This is a genomic window from Variovorax sp. LG9.2 (assembly GCF_035018885.1).
GTDB lineage: Bacteria > Pseudomonadota > Gammaproteobacteria > Burkholderiales > Burkholderiaceae_C > Variovorax.
In genome coordinates this window covers 22461-39139 of sequence record NZ_JASJXB010000014.1, presented here as the reverse complement: position 1 = coordinate 39139, position 16679 = coordinate 22461, and the positions used below count along the sequence as shown (strand labels likewise).

The 16679-nt window shown below is 65.1% G+C and carries 15 protein-coding genes and 2 riboswitches; of the genes, 14 read left to right on the top strand and 1 reads right to left on the bottom strand.

The window, feature by feature from the left end; all coding sequences use genetic code 11:
• Positions 1-5 precede the first annotated feature (5 nt).
• The 12 genes from QN413_RS15555 to QN413_RS15500 all read left to right on the top strand — a co-directional run bounded on the left by QN413_RS15555 (position 6) and on the right by QN413_RS15500 (position 13634).
• Complete coding sequence (locus QN413_RS15555; RefSeq protein WP_323497490.1) at positions 6-182, top strand: hypothetical protein; 177 nt, start codon at positions 6-8, stop codon at positions 180-182.
• A gap of 40 nt (positions 183-222) precedes the next feature.
• Entirely contained in the window at positions 223-1233 is a 1011-nt protein-coding gene (gene cpaB, locus QN413_RS15550) for a Flp pilus assembly protein CpaB (RefSeq protein ID WP_323497489.1), read from the top strand.
• A complete protein-coding gene (locus QN413_RS15545; protein WP_323497488.1) occupies positions 1230-3020 on the top strand; it encodes a type II and III secretion system protein family protein in 1791 nt (596 codons plus the stop codon). Before cpaB ends, QN413_RS15545 begins: the two co-directional genes overlap by 4 nt.
• An 11-nt stretch (positions 3021-3031) precedes the next feature.
• The gene (locus QN413_RS15540) at positions 3032-4672 is read left to right on the top strand and encodes an ATPase, T2SS/T4P/T4SS family (RefSeq protein ID WP_323497487.1); all 1641 of its coding nucleotides are present in this window, start codon (positions 3032-3034) and stop codon (positions 4670-4672) included.
• A complete protein-coding gene (locus QN413_RS15535) occupies positions 4669-5532 on the top strand; it encodes a type II secretion system F family protein (protein WP_323497486.1) in 864 nt (287 codons plus the stop codon). The genes QN413_RS15540 and QN413_RS15535 overlap by 4 nt, the downstream gene beginning before the upstream one ends.
• A gap of 14 nt (positions 5533-5546) precedes the next feature.
• Positions 5547-6440 carry a type II secretion system F family protein gene (locus tag QN413_RS15530; RefSeq protein ID WP_187051533.1) on the top strand — a complete coding sequence of 298 codons (894 nt, stop codon included), beginning with the start codon at positions 5547-5549 and terminating at the stop codon, positions 6438-6440.
• A 4-nt stretch (positions 6441-6444) separates the two neighbouring features.
• Positions 6445-6810, top strand: a complete 366-nt coding sequence (locus tag QN413_RS15525; protein WP_323497484.1) for a DUF192 domain-containing protein — start codon at positions 6445-6447, stop codon at positions 6808-6810.
• Complete coding sequence (locus QN413_RS15520) at positions 6807-7994, top strand: TadE family protein (RefSeq protein WP_323497483.1); 1188 nt, start codon at positions 6807-6809, stop codon at positions 7992-7994. The genes QN413_RS15525 and QN413_RS15520 overlap by 4 nt, the downstream gene beginning before the upstream one ends.
• A gap of 38 nt (positions 7995-8032) precedes the next feature.
• A riboswitch (glycine riboswitch) is annotated at positions 8033-8119 on the top strand.
• Positions 8120-8135: 16 nt separating this feature from the next.
• Positions 8136-8263, top strand: a riboswitch (glycine riboswitch).
• 14 nt (positions 8264-8277) lie between these two features.
• Positions 8278-9486, top strand: coding sequence for a glycine cleavage system aminomethyltransferase GcvT (gene gcvT / locus QN413_RS15515; RefSeq protein WP_323497482.1), 1209 nt, complete (start codon positions 8278-8280; stop codon positions 9484-9486).
• 24 nt (positions 9487-9510) lie between these two features.
• Positions 9511-9888, top strand: coding sequence for a glycine cleavage system protein GcvH (gcvH, locus tag QN413_RS15510; RefSeq protein ID WP_323497480.1), 378 nt, complete (start codon positions 9511-9513; stop codon positions 9886-9888).
• Between the two features lie 15 nt (positions 9889-9903).
• The gene (gcvP, locus tag QN413_RS15505) at positions 9904-12843 is read left to right on the top strand and encodes an aminomethyl-transferring glycine dehydrogenase (RefSeq protein WP_323497479.1); all 2940 of its coding nucleotides are present in this window, start codon (positions 9904-9906) and stop codon (positions 12841-12843) included.
• The gene (locus QN413_RS15500; protein ID WP_187051523.1) at positions 12840-13634 is read left to right on the top strand and encodes an SDR family oxidoreductase; all 795 of its coding nucleotides are present in this window, start codon (positions 12840-12842) and stop codon (positions 13632-13634) included. The genes gcvP and QN413_RS15500 overlap by 4 nt, the downstream gene beginning before the upstream one ends.
• A 22-nt stretch (positions 13635-13656) precedes the next feature.
• On the opposite strand, the gene QN413_RS15495 is transcribed toward QN413_RS15500, so the two are convergent.
• Positions 13657-14571, bottom strand: coding sequence for a DUF3014 domain-containing protein (locus QN413_RS15495; protein WP_323497476.1), 915 nt, complete (start codon positions 14569-14571; stop codon positions 13657-13659).
• A gap of 64 nt (positions 14572-14635) precedes the next feature.
• Between QN413_RS15495 and QN413_RS15490 the strand changes: the two genes are divergently transcribed.
• Complete coding sequence (locus QN413_RS15490) at positions 14636-15265, top strand: flavin reductase family protein (protein ID WP_323497475.1); 630 nt, start codon at positions 14636-14638, stop codon at positions 15263-15265.
• A 111-nt stretch (positions 15266-15376) separates the two neighbouring features.
• On the top strand, positions 15377-16672 hold the full coding sequence (locus QN413_RS15485) for an aspartate carbamoyltransferase (protein WP_323497473.1): 1296 nt from the start codon (positions 15377-15379) through the stop codon (positions 16670-16672).
• The last annotated feature ends 7 nt before the right edge of the window (positions 16673-16679 follow it).

Sequence of the window (16679 nt, the reverse complement as noted above, 5' to 3'; positions counted from 1 at the left end):
TCCGAATGAGGCGACGTCAACGCGGCCAGGTGATGACCGAGTACGTCATCGTCGCCGGCATCCTGGCCGTGGCGCTCTTCGCCACCGTGCCGGGCTACGACCGCTCGGTCGTCGGCCTGCTGATCAAGGCTTTCCAGGATGCCTGGTCGACTTATTCGTACACCCTTTCCTATCCGCTCTAGCCGCCTGCAGACCTCCCCTACCGCCTCTACACAGACATCGATGAAACCTTCTCCCGGCCTCCTCAAAGTCAAGCAGAACCTTCGGCGGTTGTCTCCGCTCATCGGCGCACTGATCCTCGGGCTCCTGGCGGCCGGCCTCGGCTGGTACTACCTGCGCGCCAGCGAGCGCGAGATTGCCGCCAGCCTCGAACAGGACGCCAACAGCCAGCGACGCGACGTGGTGGTGGCGCGCCAGGCGCTCGGCGACGGCATGGTTGTGCTGCCGACCATGGTCGCCAAGCGATCGGTGCCGACCGAGTACGTGCACAACGACGCGCTCACGCCCGAGACCTTCGTGCAGTTCGCCGGACGCCAGTTGACAGTGCCGGTGGCTGCCGGCAAACCATTGCTCGCCTCGTTCTTCGCGGCGCCGCGCAAGGTGTTCGCCGAAGAGATCGAGCGCGGCGTGCGCGCGATCACCATTCCGGTGGACGAGATCAGCTCGATCTCCGGCATGCTGCGCGCCGGCGACCGCATCGATTTCATGTACGTGGTCGAAAAGCAGAAGGAAGGCACGCAGGCCGTGGTGGTGCCGCTGCTGCAGGACGTCGAGGTGCGCGCCACCGGCCAGATCACGTCGGAACAATTCGCTTCGATGCGCAAACGCTCCGAGGTGTCGGCCGAGGCCGATCCGTATGCGCAGCAGCGCTATTCCACGGTCACCGTGGCCATCGCGCCCGCCGATGCGCAGAAGCTGATCCTCGCGCAGCGCATGGGCAAGATCGTGGCCGCGCTGCGCAATCCCGAAGACCGCCAGACCATGCGAACCGGCGTCGATGCGATGGACCTCGATGCCATCGTCGACGGCTTTCGGCCGTACCGCATGCGTCCCTCCGCCGCCGTTCACGCAACAGCGCCGCCGGGAGTGGAATACATCGTCGGCGGCTCGAACGGGCGCAGCGGCGCCGGTGGATCGGGGCTGGGCCAGGGGCTGCAACAAGCGATCGCAGCGGCTGCAGCAGCCAACGCGGCACCCGCGCCGTCAGAGCCTGCAGCCGCGCCGCCACGGTGAAGCCGCATCGACCCCGACCCCTTTCCGCCGTGCTGTCGAACATCGACCTCGGTGCTTCCGATTTCTTATCCACGACGCCCGAGAGCGCCCTGCCTTTGACCTACTGCAAACGTTCGATCGTCCGCCGAAGCAGCCTGGCTGCGACTGCCGCTGCAACCGCGACCTGGTGCCTGCTGGCGCAGGGTCCCGCGCTGGCCCAGCAACGCCCCGCTACCTTGCCACCGGGGACGGTCGCACCGGCTGCGATGTCGTCCGGGTCCACGTCGTCGCCAGCATCGCCGTCGATGTCCGCGCCGATCGAACGCTCCCCCGGTATCCGCCCTCTTGCGCCTGTCGTTGCACCTGCAGCGGGCGCTGCCGCCCCCTCCACCAGTACGACCAATAGCCCGACCACGGGCCCGACCATCAGCGCCGCCGAACTCGATCAACTCGCCAGCCGCGCCACGGTCATGCAGGACCTGCCGGCCAATCTCACCCTGTATGTCGGCCAGATGGCGCTGGTGCGCATGCCGAACGTGGCACGTGTCGCCATCGGCAGCGGCAAGGTGCTCGAAGCGCGTGTGCTGGATGGCAACAACATGCTCATCACCGCGCAGGACGCGGGCGACAGCACGCTGCATGTGTGGGACAAGGCGGGCCGCGTGCGCAAGGTCAAGGTGCGCGTCAACATCATCGACCTCGAGCGCATCGAGGCCGAGTTGCGTGAGATCACCAAGGGAATGACGGGCGTGAACATCCGCCGCATTGGCGAGCGCATCGTCATGGACGGCAGCAACCTCGACCCCGGCGCGGTCGAGCGACTGGGCACCGTGGCGCAGCTCTACAGCCCGGCCGTGGTGTCGCTCGCAACGGCCGATCGCATTCGCGTCGATCGCATGGTCGACATCCAGGTGCGCATCGTCGAGTTCAACAAGACCGCGCTGGACGATCTGGGCGTGCGCTGGCAAGGCACGACCAACGGTGGCTTCAGCCTGGGATTGTTCTCGGACATCGCATCGAGCGGCTCCTATCGCGTGCTGCCAGCCGACACCACCTTCACGGATGCGACGCCTGCCGGCGCCGCGCTGCTCAGCCGCAACCAGCGCACGCCGCAAAGCTACTTCGGCGTGGCCGCGACCTTGGGCTCGCAAATCAACCTGCTGGTGCAGCGCGGCAATGCGTTCCTGCTGGCCACGCCCAACCTGTCGACCCGCAGTGGCGGCGAGGCCAAGTTCCTGGCCGGTGGCGAGTTTCCGCTGCCCGCCCTGAGCACGCAGGGTGCGGGCTCGGTCGAGTTCAAGCCGTATGGCGTGCGACTCAACATCAAGCCCATTGCCGACGGTGCCGGCAACGTGTCGGGCAGCATCCTGACGGAGGTGAGCAGCATCGACCGCAGCGTCGCGGTGCAGGGCATACCGGGCCTGCTGATCCGCCGCACCGACACCGAGTTCAACGTGCGCGACGGGGAGACCATCGTGCTGTCCGGCCTGATCAAGCGCGAGTCGTCGCGCGCCAGCGACGGCCTGCCGGGCCTGCGCCGCGCACCGATCATCGGGCGCGCCTTTCGTGCCGACACCGACACCGACACAGAGCAGGAAGTGGTCGTCTTCATCACGCCGCGCGTGGTCGACCCAGCCTACAGCGCGCCGCGCATCGAGCGCGCGAACCGCATCGAGGACCAGGTCAACCGCGGCTTCGGCAACCTGGTGGAAGACCAGTCGAAGCCAGCCACCGGCGACGGTGCCGCGCGCCGTGCAACGCCGGACGGCGCACCGCCCCTGGCGCCCAGCCAGCAAGAGGCGCCCTGAGGCCCGCGGCGATGCACAAGGTCCTGGTCAATTCGCCCCAGCAGCCCGTGCGCGAGATCGCGCTGGACGTGCCCGAACTGCAGATCGGCAAGGACAGCGCAAGTGCCATCGTGCTGCCCGGCTGGAACGTGGCGCGCCAGCACGCGCAGTTCGTCGTGAACGATGAAGAAGTGTTCCTGCAGGACCTGGGGAGCCTGTTCGGGACCTGGGTCGACGGCAACCGCGTAACGCGCTACGGGCCGATGGCCGGCGGTGAAGAAATCATCATCGGCGGCCACACGCTGGTGGTCTTGCTCGACGCCTCTCTGCAGCCCGCCGGCGCGGAGCTGCCCAACGACTCGGACGCGCCAGTGCGCACCGCCGTGCCGCTGCTCGAAGATCCGTTGCTGCGCTGGCGTCGATCGCTGCATCGCACCTTGCTGCAGCAGTTGGAAAACCGCCGCATCGACACGGCGCAGATGAAGGACGAAGAGCTGCGCTCGAATATCCGCGCGCTCATCGCCGAGATCATTCGCGATACGCGCGACCTGCCACCCGAACTCGACCGCAACCTGCTGAGCCAGCAACTGCTCGACGAAGCCATCGGCCTCGGCCCGCTCGAAGTGCTGCTGAAGGACGACACCATCACCGAGGTGATGGTCAACCGCTTCGACGAAATCTGGATCGAGCGTGCCGGTCGCCTGGAGCGCACCAACGTCGCCTTCACCAGCAACATCGCGGTGCTGGGCGCCATCGAACGCATCGTGACGCCGCTGGGCCGGCGCATCGACGAGAGCTCGCCGATGGTCGACGCGCGGCTGAAAGACGGCTCGCGGGTGAACGCCATCATTCCGCCACTGGCCCTGCGCGGCCCGAGCATCACGATCCGCAAATTTCCCAAGAACCGGATGGGTCACGAGGGCATGATCCAGATGGGTTCGATCACGCCGCAGATGGTGCAGTTCATGCGCATCGCCGTGCAGGAAAAGCTCAACATCATCGTCTCCGGCGGCACCGGCACCGGCAAGACGACGCTCTTGAACATGGTGTCTAACTTCATCCCTCCCGACGAGCGCATCGTGACGATCGAAGACGCCGCCGAGCTTTCGCTGGGGCAGCCCAACCTGGTGTCGCTCGAATCGCGTCCCGCCAATATCGAAGGCAAGGGCGCCATCGCGATTCGCGACCTGGTGCGCAACTCGCTGCGCATGCGGCCCGACCGCATCGTGGTCGGCGAGTGCCGTGGCGGTGAGGCGCTCGACATGCTGCAAGCCATGAACACCGGTCATGACGGCTCGCTCACCACGCTGCATTCGAACTCGCCGCGCGATGCCGTCTCGCGGCTCGAAGTGCTGGTGACGATGGCCGGCATGAACATCCCGGTCTCGGCCATCCGCGAACAGATCGCTTCGGCTGTCGACCTCATCGTGCAGCTCACCCGCTTTCCGTGCGGCAGCCGCAAGGTGACGCAGATCACCGAGATCACCGGCTTTTCGGAAGGCGTGATCCAGATGCAGGACATCTACGTGTTCCGCAAGACCGGCGTCGATGCGGACTTCAGGACGGTCGGCAATTTTGGCGCCGCGGGGCCGGTGCCGGAGTTCTTCACGCGGCTGCAGGAGCACGGCGTGAAGCTCGACATGAACTACATGTTCGGCGAGGCAACGGCATGAGCCCCAATACGATCGCATTGACGGGCGCCGTGCTGTGCGGCATGGGCTTTTTCTGCCTGGTGGGATACCTCGTGCTGCAGCGCTCGTCGGTCTTCACGGCAAGGGTCATGCAGAAGCTGCAGAGCAGCGGTCGCCGCACCCTGAACCTGTCGGAGTTCCAGGCACAGCACGCGATGGCTTTCGCGTCGGGTCACATGGCGATGGTCATCGCCGGCGCTGCGGTCGGCTGGCTGCTGTCGGGGCGGCTGGTCGGCGGGCTGGTGCTGGCGGTGCTGATCTATCTTCTGCCGGCGCGCTGGTTCGCATGGCAACGCAAGAAGCGTCGCCAGCTGATCGAATCGGAGCTTCCCGATGCGCTGCTCTTCATCGCCAGCGCATTGCGCGCAGGCAGCGCCTTGTCGGTGGCCATTCAGGTGCTGGTGCGCGACCAGCAAGGCCCGCTGGGGCAGGAGTTCGGGCTGGTTTTGAAGGAGCAACGGCTGGGTGTCAGCTTCGACGATGCGATCCAGAAAATGGCGCAGCGGCTCGATATCCAGGACTTCGTGCTGGTCGTGGTCGCGCTGCGCGTGTCCAAGGAAGTCGGCGGCAATCTGTCGGAGCCGCTGCAGGTGCTGGCCGAGACATTGCGCCGCAAGGCCATCCTCGAAGGCCGCATCAAGGCGCTGACCGCACAGGGTCGCATCCAGGGCATCGTGATGACGCTGTTTCCGCTGTTCCTGATGGGTGTGCTCTACCTGATGCAGCCGAGCATGAAGCTGCTCTTCACCACCACCGTCGGCTGGGCCGTGCTGGGCGTTGTCGCAGTGATGCTGTCGCTGGGCTACGCAATGATCCGCAAGATCGTCGCGATCGATATCTGACAGCAGGACACACGATGCGCCAGCTCATCCTGCTTCTCATCATCTTCCTGTGCGCGACCACGGGCGTGGTGCTGCTGCTGTACGTCATCGCGCTCATCCGCAAGGCCCGGCCTTCGGAGCGCACCCACATGGACCCGCTGCCGATCGCGTTGCGCGTGGTGTGGCCGGCCATCAACATCCTGCAGTTCCACGTATCGGAAATCATGCCGACGTCGATGCTGGTCAAGCGCAAGCGCCAGCTGCAACTGGCCGGGCTGGAGTTCGTGCTGCGCGCCGAAGAGTTCATCGCGGTGCAGATCGTCTCGATGCTGATTGTCGGCGGGCTCGGCCTGTGGACCGCGGGCATGCTCAACGCGGTGGCAGGCACCAAGGTGTGGATCATGCTGCTGGGCTGCGTGCTGGGCTGGTTCTATCCGGTCATGTGGATGCGCGACCGGCGCAAGCGCCGCGACAAGGACATCCTGCGCACCCTCCCGGGCTACCTCGACATGATCACGCTGTGCTGCCAGGCCGGGCTGAGCCTCACAGGCGCCATTGCGCAGGCCGTGCAGAAAGGCCCGAAGGGTGCGTTGGGCGAAGAGTTCGACCGGATGATGCGCGAGATGCGCACCGGCGCGAGCCGCATGGACGCCCTCAATGCGCTGGCCGACCGGCTCGACAACCGGCACATCAAGAGCCTGGTGTCGAATCTGACGCAGGCCGAATCGCTTGGCGCCAGCCTGGCCGACACGCTCTCGGCCATTTCGGACCAGCGCCGCACCGAGCGTTTTCAGCATGCCGAGAAGCTGGCCATGGAAGCGCCGGTGAAGATGATCGGGCCGCTGGTCATCTTCATTTTTCCGGTGACTTTCATCATCATCTTTTTTCCGCTGGTGATGGAGTTCCTTGCGTCGACGCGGACGAACTGAATCCATGCGTGCCGTTCACCTTTTTGCCACGTCGACGGCGCAGCCGATCGGCCCGGTGCGCATTGCCGAAAGCGGCTGGGACCGCACGCGCGGGTTACTCGGCCGGCCGGAGTTGCAGGGCAGCGAGGGCCTCTTCATCACGCGCTGTAGTTCGGTCCACACCGTCGGCATGCGGCATGACATCGACGTCGTCTTCGTCGATCGCACCGGCCGCATCGTGCGCATCGCGGAGCGCCTCGCACCGATGCGCATGGCGATGTGTCGGAAGGCTGCGAGCGTGCTCGAACTGGCGGCAGGCCAGGCGCGCGCACTCGGACTCTTCGTCGGTACGAGCTTGCACGGATGGCAAACCGAAAAGGAACCCGCATGACCGCGCGACCCGCCCACCGGCCCAGCGGCCGAAGCCGCCAGCACGGCATCTCGATGACCGAGACGCTGATCGCACTGCCCGTGCTCATCCTGTTCGTGATGTGCCTCGTGCAGTTCGGCCTGATCTACCGAACGCGGCTGACGCTGGAATACGCAGCGCACGAGGCCGCGCGGGCCGGCTCGCTCAACAACGGCATGCCACTGCCCTTCATCATGCGCATGCCCAATGCGACGGGCTGGGGCGCGGTGAACAGCGCGGCACTGGAGACCACCACCAACGTACTGACGCGCGGCAGCGTCTGGCAAGGACTGGTCAAGGGAATGATGCCGCTCAATGTGCGCGAAGCCAGCCCTGGCGGTCTCGTCAAAGGCTGGGTCGACACCAACAAGGACCTGATCGAATCGGCTTGCATCGAGTACCTGAACCCGACGCAACATGCCTTTATCGACTGGTCGTTCGTCGAGAACTTCGGCGAGAACCGCTGGGTGGTGCAGATCCCGAACGACACGATGCGCTACCGAAAGCCCTTGCCCTACGACTACAAGGCGAAGGCGCTGTCGACCGGCGCCGGCATCAACGACCCGACGCCGCCCGACGGCGAACTGCGTGGCGCTATTTCGAACGAGACGCTGGGCGAAGCGAGCGTGCTGCACTTGCGCGTGCACTACGGTTATCGGCTCGGTATCCCTATTGCGAATCGCCTGATCGTGAAAGCGTTGCAGGGCTACCAGTTCGTCGCCGAGGCTTACTTCAAGGTGCTGTCACCCGATGGCGCCACCGCACCCGCAGGCGACTTCCGGCTCACTCAGCTGGACGCGTTCTACCTCGACCAAGGCAAGATTCCGCTGACTGCCGAAGGCGTCGTCGGCATGGAGTCGCCGATCTACTGGCATCCGTTCTATGCCTTCGGCCCTAAAAGCGATCGCAGCATCGATCTGCAATGGGATCCGCAGTGGAACAACAATCTGGGTAACAACGTGCTGGAAGCACCGGGCGATGCGATGACCAATGTGTTTGCCTTCGTGCGCAACAACAGCACCGAGTGGGCGAACCAGTTGCTGGGCAGCGGCCTGGATGCACTGGGCGACAAGGTCGGTACGGCCAATGCGTTTTGTCCGGCCATATGGAGTGGTGCAGTCACGGGTGCGCTTGCTGGCATACCCAACCCGGGTGGCGGGCCCTGAGCACAAAGAAACATCTGCCGCCGGTTCATCCACTACACTGGCCCGGGTCAGGAGAGCGCCCCGCACGACGGGACCGCCGAAGGCGCAGGAACCCTCCAAACGCTCAGGCAAAAGGACTGACACAGCGCCCGCGAAATCGGGCGTTTCCTTGCTGGAGAGAGACCGGCCCGCGTCGACTCGATTGAGATGTCGACATGCACCGGTCCACCGAAGGAGCAAACCCCGATCGTGGGGTGAATCTCTCAGGTAAAGCGGACAGCAGGGGTGGCCCATGGCTTGCGTCATGGCATTCGACCGCCCCTTTTTGTTGCTGGAAATCGCCATGGCCGACGCGCTGCAGAAAACCCCGCTCCACGACCTGCACGTCGAACTCGGCGCCCGCATGGTGCCGTTCGCCGGCTACTCGATGCCGGTGCAATACCCGGCTGGCCTGATCGCCGAACACAAGCACACGCGCAACGCCGCGGGCCTGTTCGACATCTCACACATGGGCCAGCTGCGGCTGGTCGGGCCCGATGCGGCGGCAGCTTTTGAAACGCTGATGCCGGTCGACGTCATCGGCCTCGCGCCGGGCAAGCAGCGCTACGGCCTGCTGCTGAACGACGAAGGCGGCATCCTCGACGACCTGATGTTCTTCAACGAAGGACAGGACTCGATCTTCGTCATCGTGAACGGCGCCTGCAAGGTGGCCGACCTGGCGCACATCCAGCGCAAGATCGGCAGCCGATGCGAGGTCCAGCCGTTGCCCGACCATGCTTTGCTCGCGTTGCAGGGGCCGCAGGCTGCGGCCACGATGGCGCGCCTGTGTCCAGGCATCGAAAAGTTCGTTTTCATGACCGGCGGTGCGGTGTTGATCAACCACGGCGACGGTCCAAAGATCCCGGTCTTCGTCACGCGCAGTGGCTACACCGGCGAAGACGGTTTCGAGATCTCGATGGCCGCGCGCGATGCCGAAGCGCTTGCGCGACTGCTGCTGGCACAACCCGAAGTCCAACCCATCGGCCTGGGCGCGCGCAACTCGCTGCGGCTCGAAGCCGGGCTGTGCCTGTACGGCAGCGACATCGACAGCACGACGACGCCCGTCGAAGCCGCGCTCAACTGGGCGATCCAGAAAGTGCGACGCGCCGGAGGTACGCGCGAAGGCGGTTTTCCGGGCGCAGACAAGGTGTTGGCACAGCTCACTGCCTCGACCGGCGGCGCAGGTCATACCGATCACGCGACGCTCAAGCGCAAGCGCGTCGGCCTGGTCGCGCTGGAGCGCATCCCGGTGCGCGACGGCACGCTGCTCGAATCGTTCGAGGGCGGACTGGCCATCGGCCAGGTCACCAGCGGCCTGCCTGGCCCGACCGCCGAACGGCCGATCGCGATGGCTTATGTCGCGTTGGCTTATGCCGAGCCCGGTACGCGCATTCAGGCGATCGTGCGCGGCAAGCCGGTCCCGATGGAAGTGACCACGCTGCCTTTCGTTCCGACGCACTATTTCAGAGGCTGAATTTTTTTCCCAAGGAGTTTTCAGATGACAGTCAAATACACCAAAGACCACGAGTGGGTCGATGCCGCCGAGGCAGGCGCTTCGGTCACCGTCGGCATCACGGTCCACGCGCAGGACGCACTGGGCGATGTCGTCTTCGTCGACCTGCCTGAAGTCGGCAAGACCTTTGCGCAGGGCGAAGTCGCCGGCGTGGTCGAGTCGGTCAAGGCCGCGGCCGACGTCTTCATGCCGCTGTCGGGCGAGGTCACTGAAGTGAACGAGGCTTTGCGCGCCGACCCATCGCTGGCCAACAGCGACCCGCTCGGCGCCGGCTGGTTCTTCAGGGTGAAGCTCGCCGATGCGCTGCAGCTCGATGCGCTGATGGACGCACCCACCTACGACAAGTTTTCCAGCGAAGCCTGATCACGCACCATGCCGATGTCTGCACTGCCCTCCTTGCCTTCCCTGCCTTCGTTTCGTGAACTCGAAAACGCAGATGAATTCATCGCGCGCCACATCGGCATCGAAGCGGCCGACGAGGCGCGCATGCTGCCCGTCATCGGCTCGGCCACGCGCAAGGAACTGATCGACGGCATCGTGCCGCCATCGATCCGTCGAAGCAAGCCGATGGATCTTCCGCCGCCGATCAGCGAAGCCGGCGCATTGGCCGAACTCAAGGCGATCGCGGCGAAGAACAAGGTCGCGCGCAACTTCATCGGGCAGGGCTACTACGGCACCTACACACCCGGCGTGATCCTGCGCAACATCCTCGAAAACCCCGCCTGGTACACGGCCTACACGCCCTACCAGGCCGAGATTTCGCAGGGTCGCATGGAGGCCTTGCTCAACTTCCAGACGATGGTGTGCGACCTCACCGGCATGGCGATCGCCAATGCGTCGATGCTGGACGAAGCCACCGCCGCGGCCGAAGCGATGACGCTGGCCAAGCGCAGCGTCAAGAGCAAGAGCGACGTGTTTCTGGTGGCGGGCGACTGCCATCCGCAAACCATCGAAGTGCTGCGCACGCGCGCCGCGCCGCTGGGCATCGAGATCAAGGTCAGCACCGCTTCCGACACGCTGCCGCACATGATGACCAGCGGTGATTTCTTCGGGGCGCTGGCGCAATACCCAGGAACGACAGGGCAAGTGCACGACCTGCGTCCGCTGGCCGGCCTCGCGCATGCCAAGGGCGCAGCCTTCTGCGTCGCAGCCGACCTGCTGGCGCTCACGTTGCTGGCGCCTCCCGGCGAGTGGGACGCCGACATCGTCTGCGGCACCACGCAACGCTTCGGCATGCCGATGTGCAACGGCGGCCCGCACGCTGCTTACCTGGCATGTCGGGATTCGTTCAAGCGCTCGCTGCCGGGCCGTCTGGTCGGCGTGAGCATCGATGCGCATGGTCAGACTGCCTACCGGCTCTCTCTGCAAACGCGCGAGCAGCACATCCGCCGCGAGAAGGCGACGTCGAACATCTGCACGGCGCAAGTGCTGCCGGCCGTCATCGCCAGCATGTACGCGGTCTATCACGGCCCGGCCGGGCTCACGCGCATCGCGCAACGCGTCGCCGCACTCACCGCGGTGCTGGCGCAAGGACTCGAGCAGATGGGGCGCGAACTGGTCAACACGACGGCGTTCGATTCACTCACGGTGAAGAGCGGCGACGACACCACGCACATCCTCGAGCGCGCACATGCGGCCAACGTCAACCTGCGCCATCGGCTGCAACAGCACCTGGGCATTTCGCTCGACGAGACGACGACGCGCACCGACATCGAAATGCTGTGGGCGCTGTTCGTGCCGGCCGGCACGCCGATGCCGCGCTTCGCGGTACTGGCTGAAAAGGTGACGCCGCGCATCCCTGAAGCGCTGCGCCGCACCAGCGCTTTCATGACGCACCCGGTGTTCAACACCCACAAGAGCGAGACGGCGATGCTGCGCTACATCCGCAGCCTCTCCGACAAGGATCTGGCGCTCGACCGCACCATGATTCCGCTCGGCAGTTGCACCATGAAGCTCAACGCGACGAGCGAGATGATCCCGATCACCTGGCCCGAGTTCGCGAACATTCATCCGTTCGCACCGGCTGATCAGCTCCGGGGCTATGCCGAGCTCGACCAGCAACTGCGCGACTGGCTGTGCGAAGCGACCGGCTATGCCGGCATCAGCCTGCAGCCGAACGCGGGCTCGCAAGGCGAGTACGCCGGCTTGCTGGCGATCAAGGCGTTCCACGCATCGCACGGCGAAGAGCGGCGCAACATTTGCCTCATTCCGTCGTCGGCCCACGGCACCAACCCAGCCAGCGCACAGATGGCCGGCATGCAGGTGATCGTGACGGCCTGCGATGCGCAAGGCAATGTAGACCTCGACGACCTGAGGCGCGCCTGCGAAAAACACAGCGCCGAACTGGCCGCGGTGATGATCACCTACCCGAGCACGCACGGCGTGTTCGAAGCTGGCGTGAAGGAACTGTGCGCGCTGGTGCACGCGCACGGGGGTCGCGTGTATGTCGACGGCGCCAACATGAACGCGCTGGTCGGTGTGGCCGCGCCGGGCGAGTTCGGCGGCGATGTGAGCCACCTCAATTTGCACAAGACCTTCTGCATTCCGCACGGCGGCGGCGGGCCGGGTGTCGGGCCGGTGTGCGTGGTCGCAGACCTCGTGCCCTTCTTACCGGGACATACGACGGCCGGTATCGCATCGCATGGCGTCGGTGCGGTATCGGCCGCGCCACTCGGCAACGCCGCGGTGCTGCCGATCAGCTGGATGTACTGCCGCATGATGGGCGCTGAAGGCTTGCAGGCCGCAACCGAGACGGCCATCCTGTCGGCCAACTACATCAGCGCACGGCTGAAAAACCATTACCCCACGCTTTACGCCAGTCAGAACGCCGAAGGTCGCGGGCATGTCGCGCACGAGTGCATTCTCGATCTGCGCCCGCTGAAAGAGACCAGCGGCGTCACCGCCGAAGACGTCGCCAAACGGCTCATCGACTACGGCTTTCATGCGCCGACGCTGAGCTTCCCGGTGCCGGGCACGCTGATGGTCGAGCCGACCGAAAGCGAGCCGCTGGCCGAACTCGATCGCTTCGTCGACGCCATGATCGCCATCCGTGGCGAGATCCGGCGCATCGAAGAAGGCGTCTGGCCGCAGGACGACAACCCGCTCAAGCACGCGCCTCACACCGCAGCCAGCCTGCTCGGCGCCGAGTGGCCGCACCCGTATTCGCGCGAGCTGGGGGCGTTTCCGCTGGCCGCATTACGGCAAGCCAAATACTGGCCGCCGATCGGGCGGGTGGACAACGTTTATGGGGACCGCAATCTGTTTTGCAGTTGCGTGCCGGTGGAAATGTACGAGACAACTGTGGAGGACAAGACATGAAAGACACCGAAACATTTTCCGGCTTGCTCGAAGGCCAGATCGCCTGGGTGACCGGTGGTGGCAGCGGCATTGGGCTGGCCGGCGCCGTCGCGCTCGCGCAAGCGGGTTGCCGCGTCGTCATCTCGGGGCGCGACGCAGCCAAACTCGCCGGGGCAGTCAAGCAGGCAGCAGACCGCGGCGCGCCATCGGGCAGCATCACGGCCCTGCCGCTGGACGTGTCCGATCGCGCCTCCGTCGAGCGCGTCGCAACCGCCATCCAGGCGCAGCACGGTGGCGTCGACATCCTGGTCAACAGCGCCGGTGTCAACTTTCCGAAGCGCTTCTGGAAAGAGACCGACGCGGCCACCTTCGAGCAGGTCATGGCGATCAACCTCAACGGCGCCACGTTTTGCACGCTGGCCGTGCTGAAGGGCATGCAGGCGCGCCGCCGCGGCACCATCATCAACGTCGCGTCGTTCGCGGGCTGGCACTTCAGCTACCTCACCGGGCCGGCCTACATCGCGAGCAAGGCGGGCTTGATGGCGCTCACGCATTCGTTCAACATCGAAGAATGCGTGAATGGTCTGCGCGCCACCGCGCTGTGTCCTGGAGAGGTATCAACGCCGATCCTCAAGCAGCGCCCGGTCGAGCCGAGCGAAGAAGACAAGGCGCGCATGCTGCAAGAAGACGACATGGGCAAGACCATTCGCTTCATCGCCGAGATGCCGCCGCACGTGTGCATCAACGAGTTGGTGATCTCGCCAGTGTTTAACCGGGTGTACCTCGGCGGGGCGGATATTCAGCGGCGTTGAGTGACAGCACGTCCGGCTCTTGCTAACGCTTCGCCATTTCCCCCGTAGCCACCTGCCCACGCAACGCCCGCAGCTTTGACTTCATCCGCCGCTCGTTGTCCGGCCCCATTCGCACCAGCAGCTTCTGCCCGCTCGACAACGCCTCGAGCTGCGGGTCGGCGAACTCGTAGCGGGTCCACGGCCGTGACGACGGCACGGTGCCTTTCACCTCGGTCAGCTTGAGCTGCAATGGACCCTGCGGCTCGGGGGCCGCCAGCAAATGGTCGATAACCGCGACCAGCCGGTCATTGAAGTACTTGCCCGGATAACCCAGCTCTTCATAGGCCTGCTGAAACAGCGGGTACAGGCGCGCATAGACCGCGACGGCCTTTGCGCTGTCGATCGAATCCGTGAACGCGATGAAGGCGGTGTAGCGCCCGGCATTGGCCGGATCGAGGGTCAGCGTCTCGTCTGTGCCCGTCACTTCGAAGCGCTGCGGCGTGGGTTGCGTTGGCCACATGCGCGAAGGCGCTTGCGCACGCGGCAGGTTGTCGACGGTCGCAACGAAGCGGCGCACGAAGTCATCGATCTGCAGGAACGATGCCACCGACTTGGCGCTCAGCAAATCGGTCAGCGCCTTGGTCACTGCCGCATTCGAATCGGCCAGAGAAGGCAGCGCCGCGTCCGGCTGCGCAAGGGCGTCGAACGGGTTTTGCGGGCCTGTGGCAGCGGGCGCAGCAGGCGGTGCCGCAGGTGTCGCTTGAATGTCCGGCTGTGGCGCCATCGCAGTCGGTGCGGGCGGTGTCGTTTGCCGCTGTTGCGACCAGTACCACCACCCTGCTGCTGCAGCGGCGGCAAGGACGAGCAGCACGATGACGATGCGCAACGTCGGCGACTCGCGCGTTGGCCTGAATTCTGCTGGGTCTCTGGAATACTCTTGTGGATCGCGTTCTGGCATGCGCCCCATTAAAGACCCACCAGCATGACGGTCCGTAACCTCATGTGAACACCAGGGAACCCGGATGGACATCGACTTCTCCAAGCTCACCGAGCACCAGCGCTACAAGCTCATGGCGAGCTTGATCGTGCCGCGGCCGATCGCGCTGGTGACTACGCTCGGCGCCGACGGCGTGGTCAACGCGGCCCCCTTCAGCATGTTCAACATGATGGGCGAAGAGCCGCCGATCGTGATGATCAGCGTCAACCGGCTGCAAGACGGCGCGCTCAAGGACACCGCAGCCAACATCGTGCGCGAGCGCGAGTTCGTGGTGCACCTGGCAGACGAAGACACTGCCGAACAGATGCACCGCTGCGGCGAGCGGCATCCGCCGCATGTGAGCGAGCTCGACGTGGTCGGCTTCACTGCGCTGCCGAGCAACTACGTCAAGCCGCCACGCATCGCCGAAGCGCCGGTCGCTTTCGAGTGCACGTTGTGGGAAACGCTCGAAACCGAAAGCCGTCAGATCTTTATCGGCCAGGTGCGTTGGATGCATGCGCGCGACGAACTCATCGACACCGAAACCTGGCGCGTGCGGCTGCAGCACTACTTCCCGGTGGGGCGCTTTGGCGCTAGCTTCTACGTGAAGACGCGCGAGCGGTACTCGCTGGCAGCGCAGGGCGAAACGCGCAGTACGCAGATCGACGAGATGTAGCAAAGGGCATCCGTTCGCAGGTCAGTCGCGCGAACATTTCGCCCCGCTGTTGATATACGCATTGCGTAGGTTTTCCGCGTATTCGCATTGCTCATAGCGTATATTTCGTCTATGAGCCAGCAACAAGATCTCCTCCGCGACGCAATGCGCCGCCTCAACCTCACGCGCGACGCATTCTCCGAACGGCTCGGCGTGCGCCGCCGCGCCCTCGACACCTGGCTGCTGCCGTCAGAGTCGAGCGAGTCGCGCGCCATGCCGGAGATGGTCGGCAAGTTCGTGGCGGAAATCCTGCAACGCGAAGCACTCGGAGCGGCAGCCGGATCAACAAGCACAGACCAGCGCCCCCTTGTGCAACGCATCGCGGGCGAAGGCAAACCGCAATTGCTGTCGGTCGCGCAATTCGACCGCGGCAGTCTGGAGGATTTGTTCCAGGTCGCCGATGTAATGCAGCCGATCGCGCGCCGGCAGAAGGTCACGCGCATCCTGGAAGGGGCCGTCCTCGGCAGCCTGTTCTTCGAGGCCAGTACGCGCACGCGGGTGAGCTTCGGCGCGGCCTTTTGCCGGCTCGGCGGCACGGTCTGCGACACCACCGGATTTACCTTCTCTTCAATGGCCAAGGGCGAGTCGATCTACGACACCAGCCGCGTGATGAGCGGCTACGTCGATGCGCTGGTTGTCCGACATCCGGAGCAGGGTTCGGTGGCGGAGTTCGCACGCGCGACCAACATTCCGGTCATCAATGCCGGCGATGGTCCGGGCGAACATCCGAGCCAGGCCGTACTCGATCTCTACACGATTCAGCGGGAGTTCTCGCGCATGGGCAAGCTGGTCGACGGCACGCACATCGCGATGGTCGGCGACCTCAAATACGGCCGCACGGTGCATTCGCTGATCCGGCTGCTGTCGCTGTATCGCAACCTCAAGTTCACGCTGATCGCACCGCCGTCGCTGGAGATGCCGGCCTACCTGGTGGAGCTGGTGGCACAGAACGGTCACGTCATCGAGCAGACTTCATCGCTCGAGCAAGGGCTGCGCGGTGCCGACGTGGTCTACGCGACACGCGTCCAGAAAGAGCGCTTTGCAGAGGGTGAAGTGATGGAGGGCTACACGCCCGAGTTTCAGGTGCGCAAGGCACTGGTCGACGCAGTCTGCAAGCCCGACACCATCCTCATGCACCCGTTGCCGCGCGATGGGCGAGACGGCGCGAACGACTTGAGCATCGACCTCAACCACGATCCGCGGCTGGCGATCTTCAGGCAGACCGACAACGGGATTCCGGTGCGCATGGCCCTTTTCGCAGTGCTGATGGGTGTGGACAAGCAGGTGGCGCGGTCGATGCGCGATGCCGGCTGGCGCTCGCCCGCGCACATCGGGCCGGACGACGCGGATTTCGACGGGCTGGATTGAACTGCCT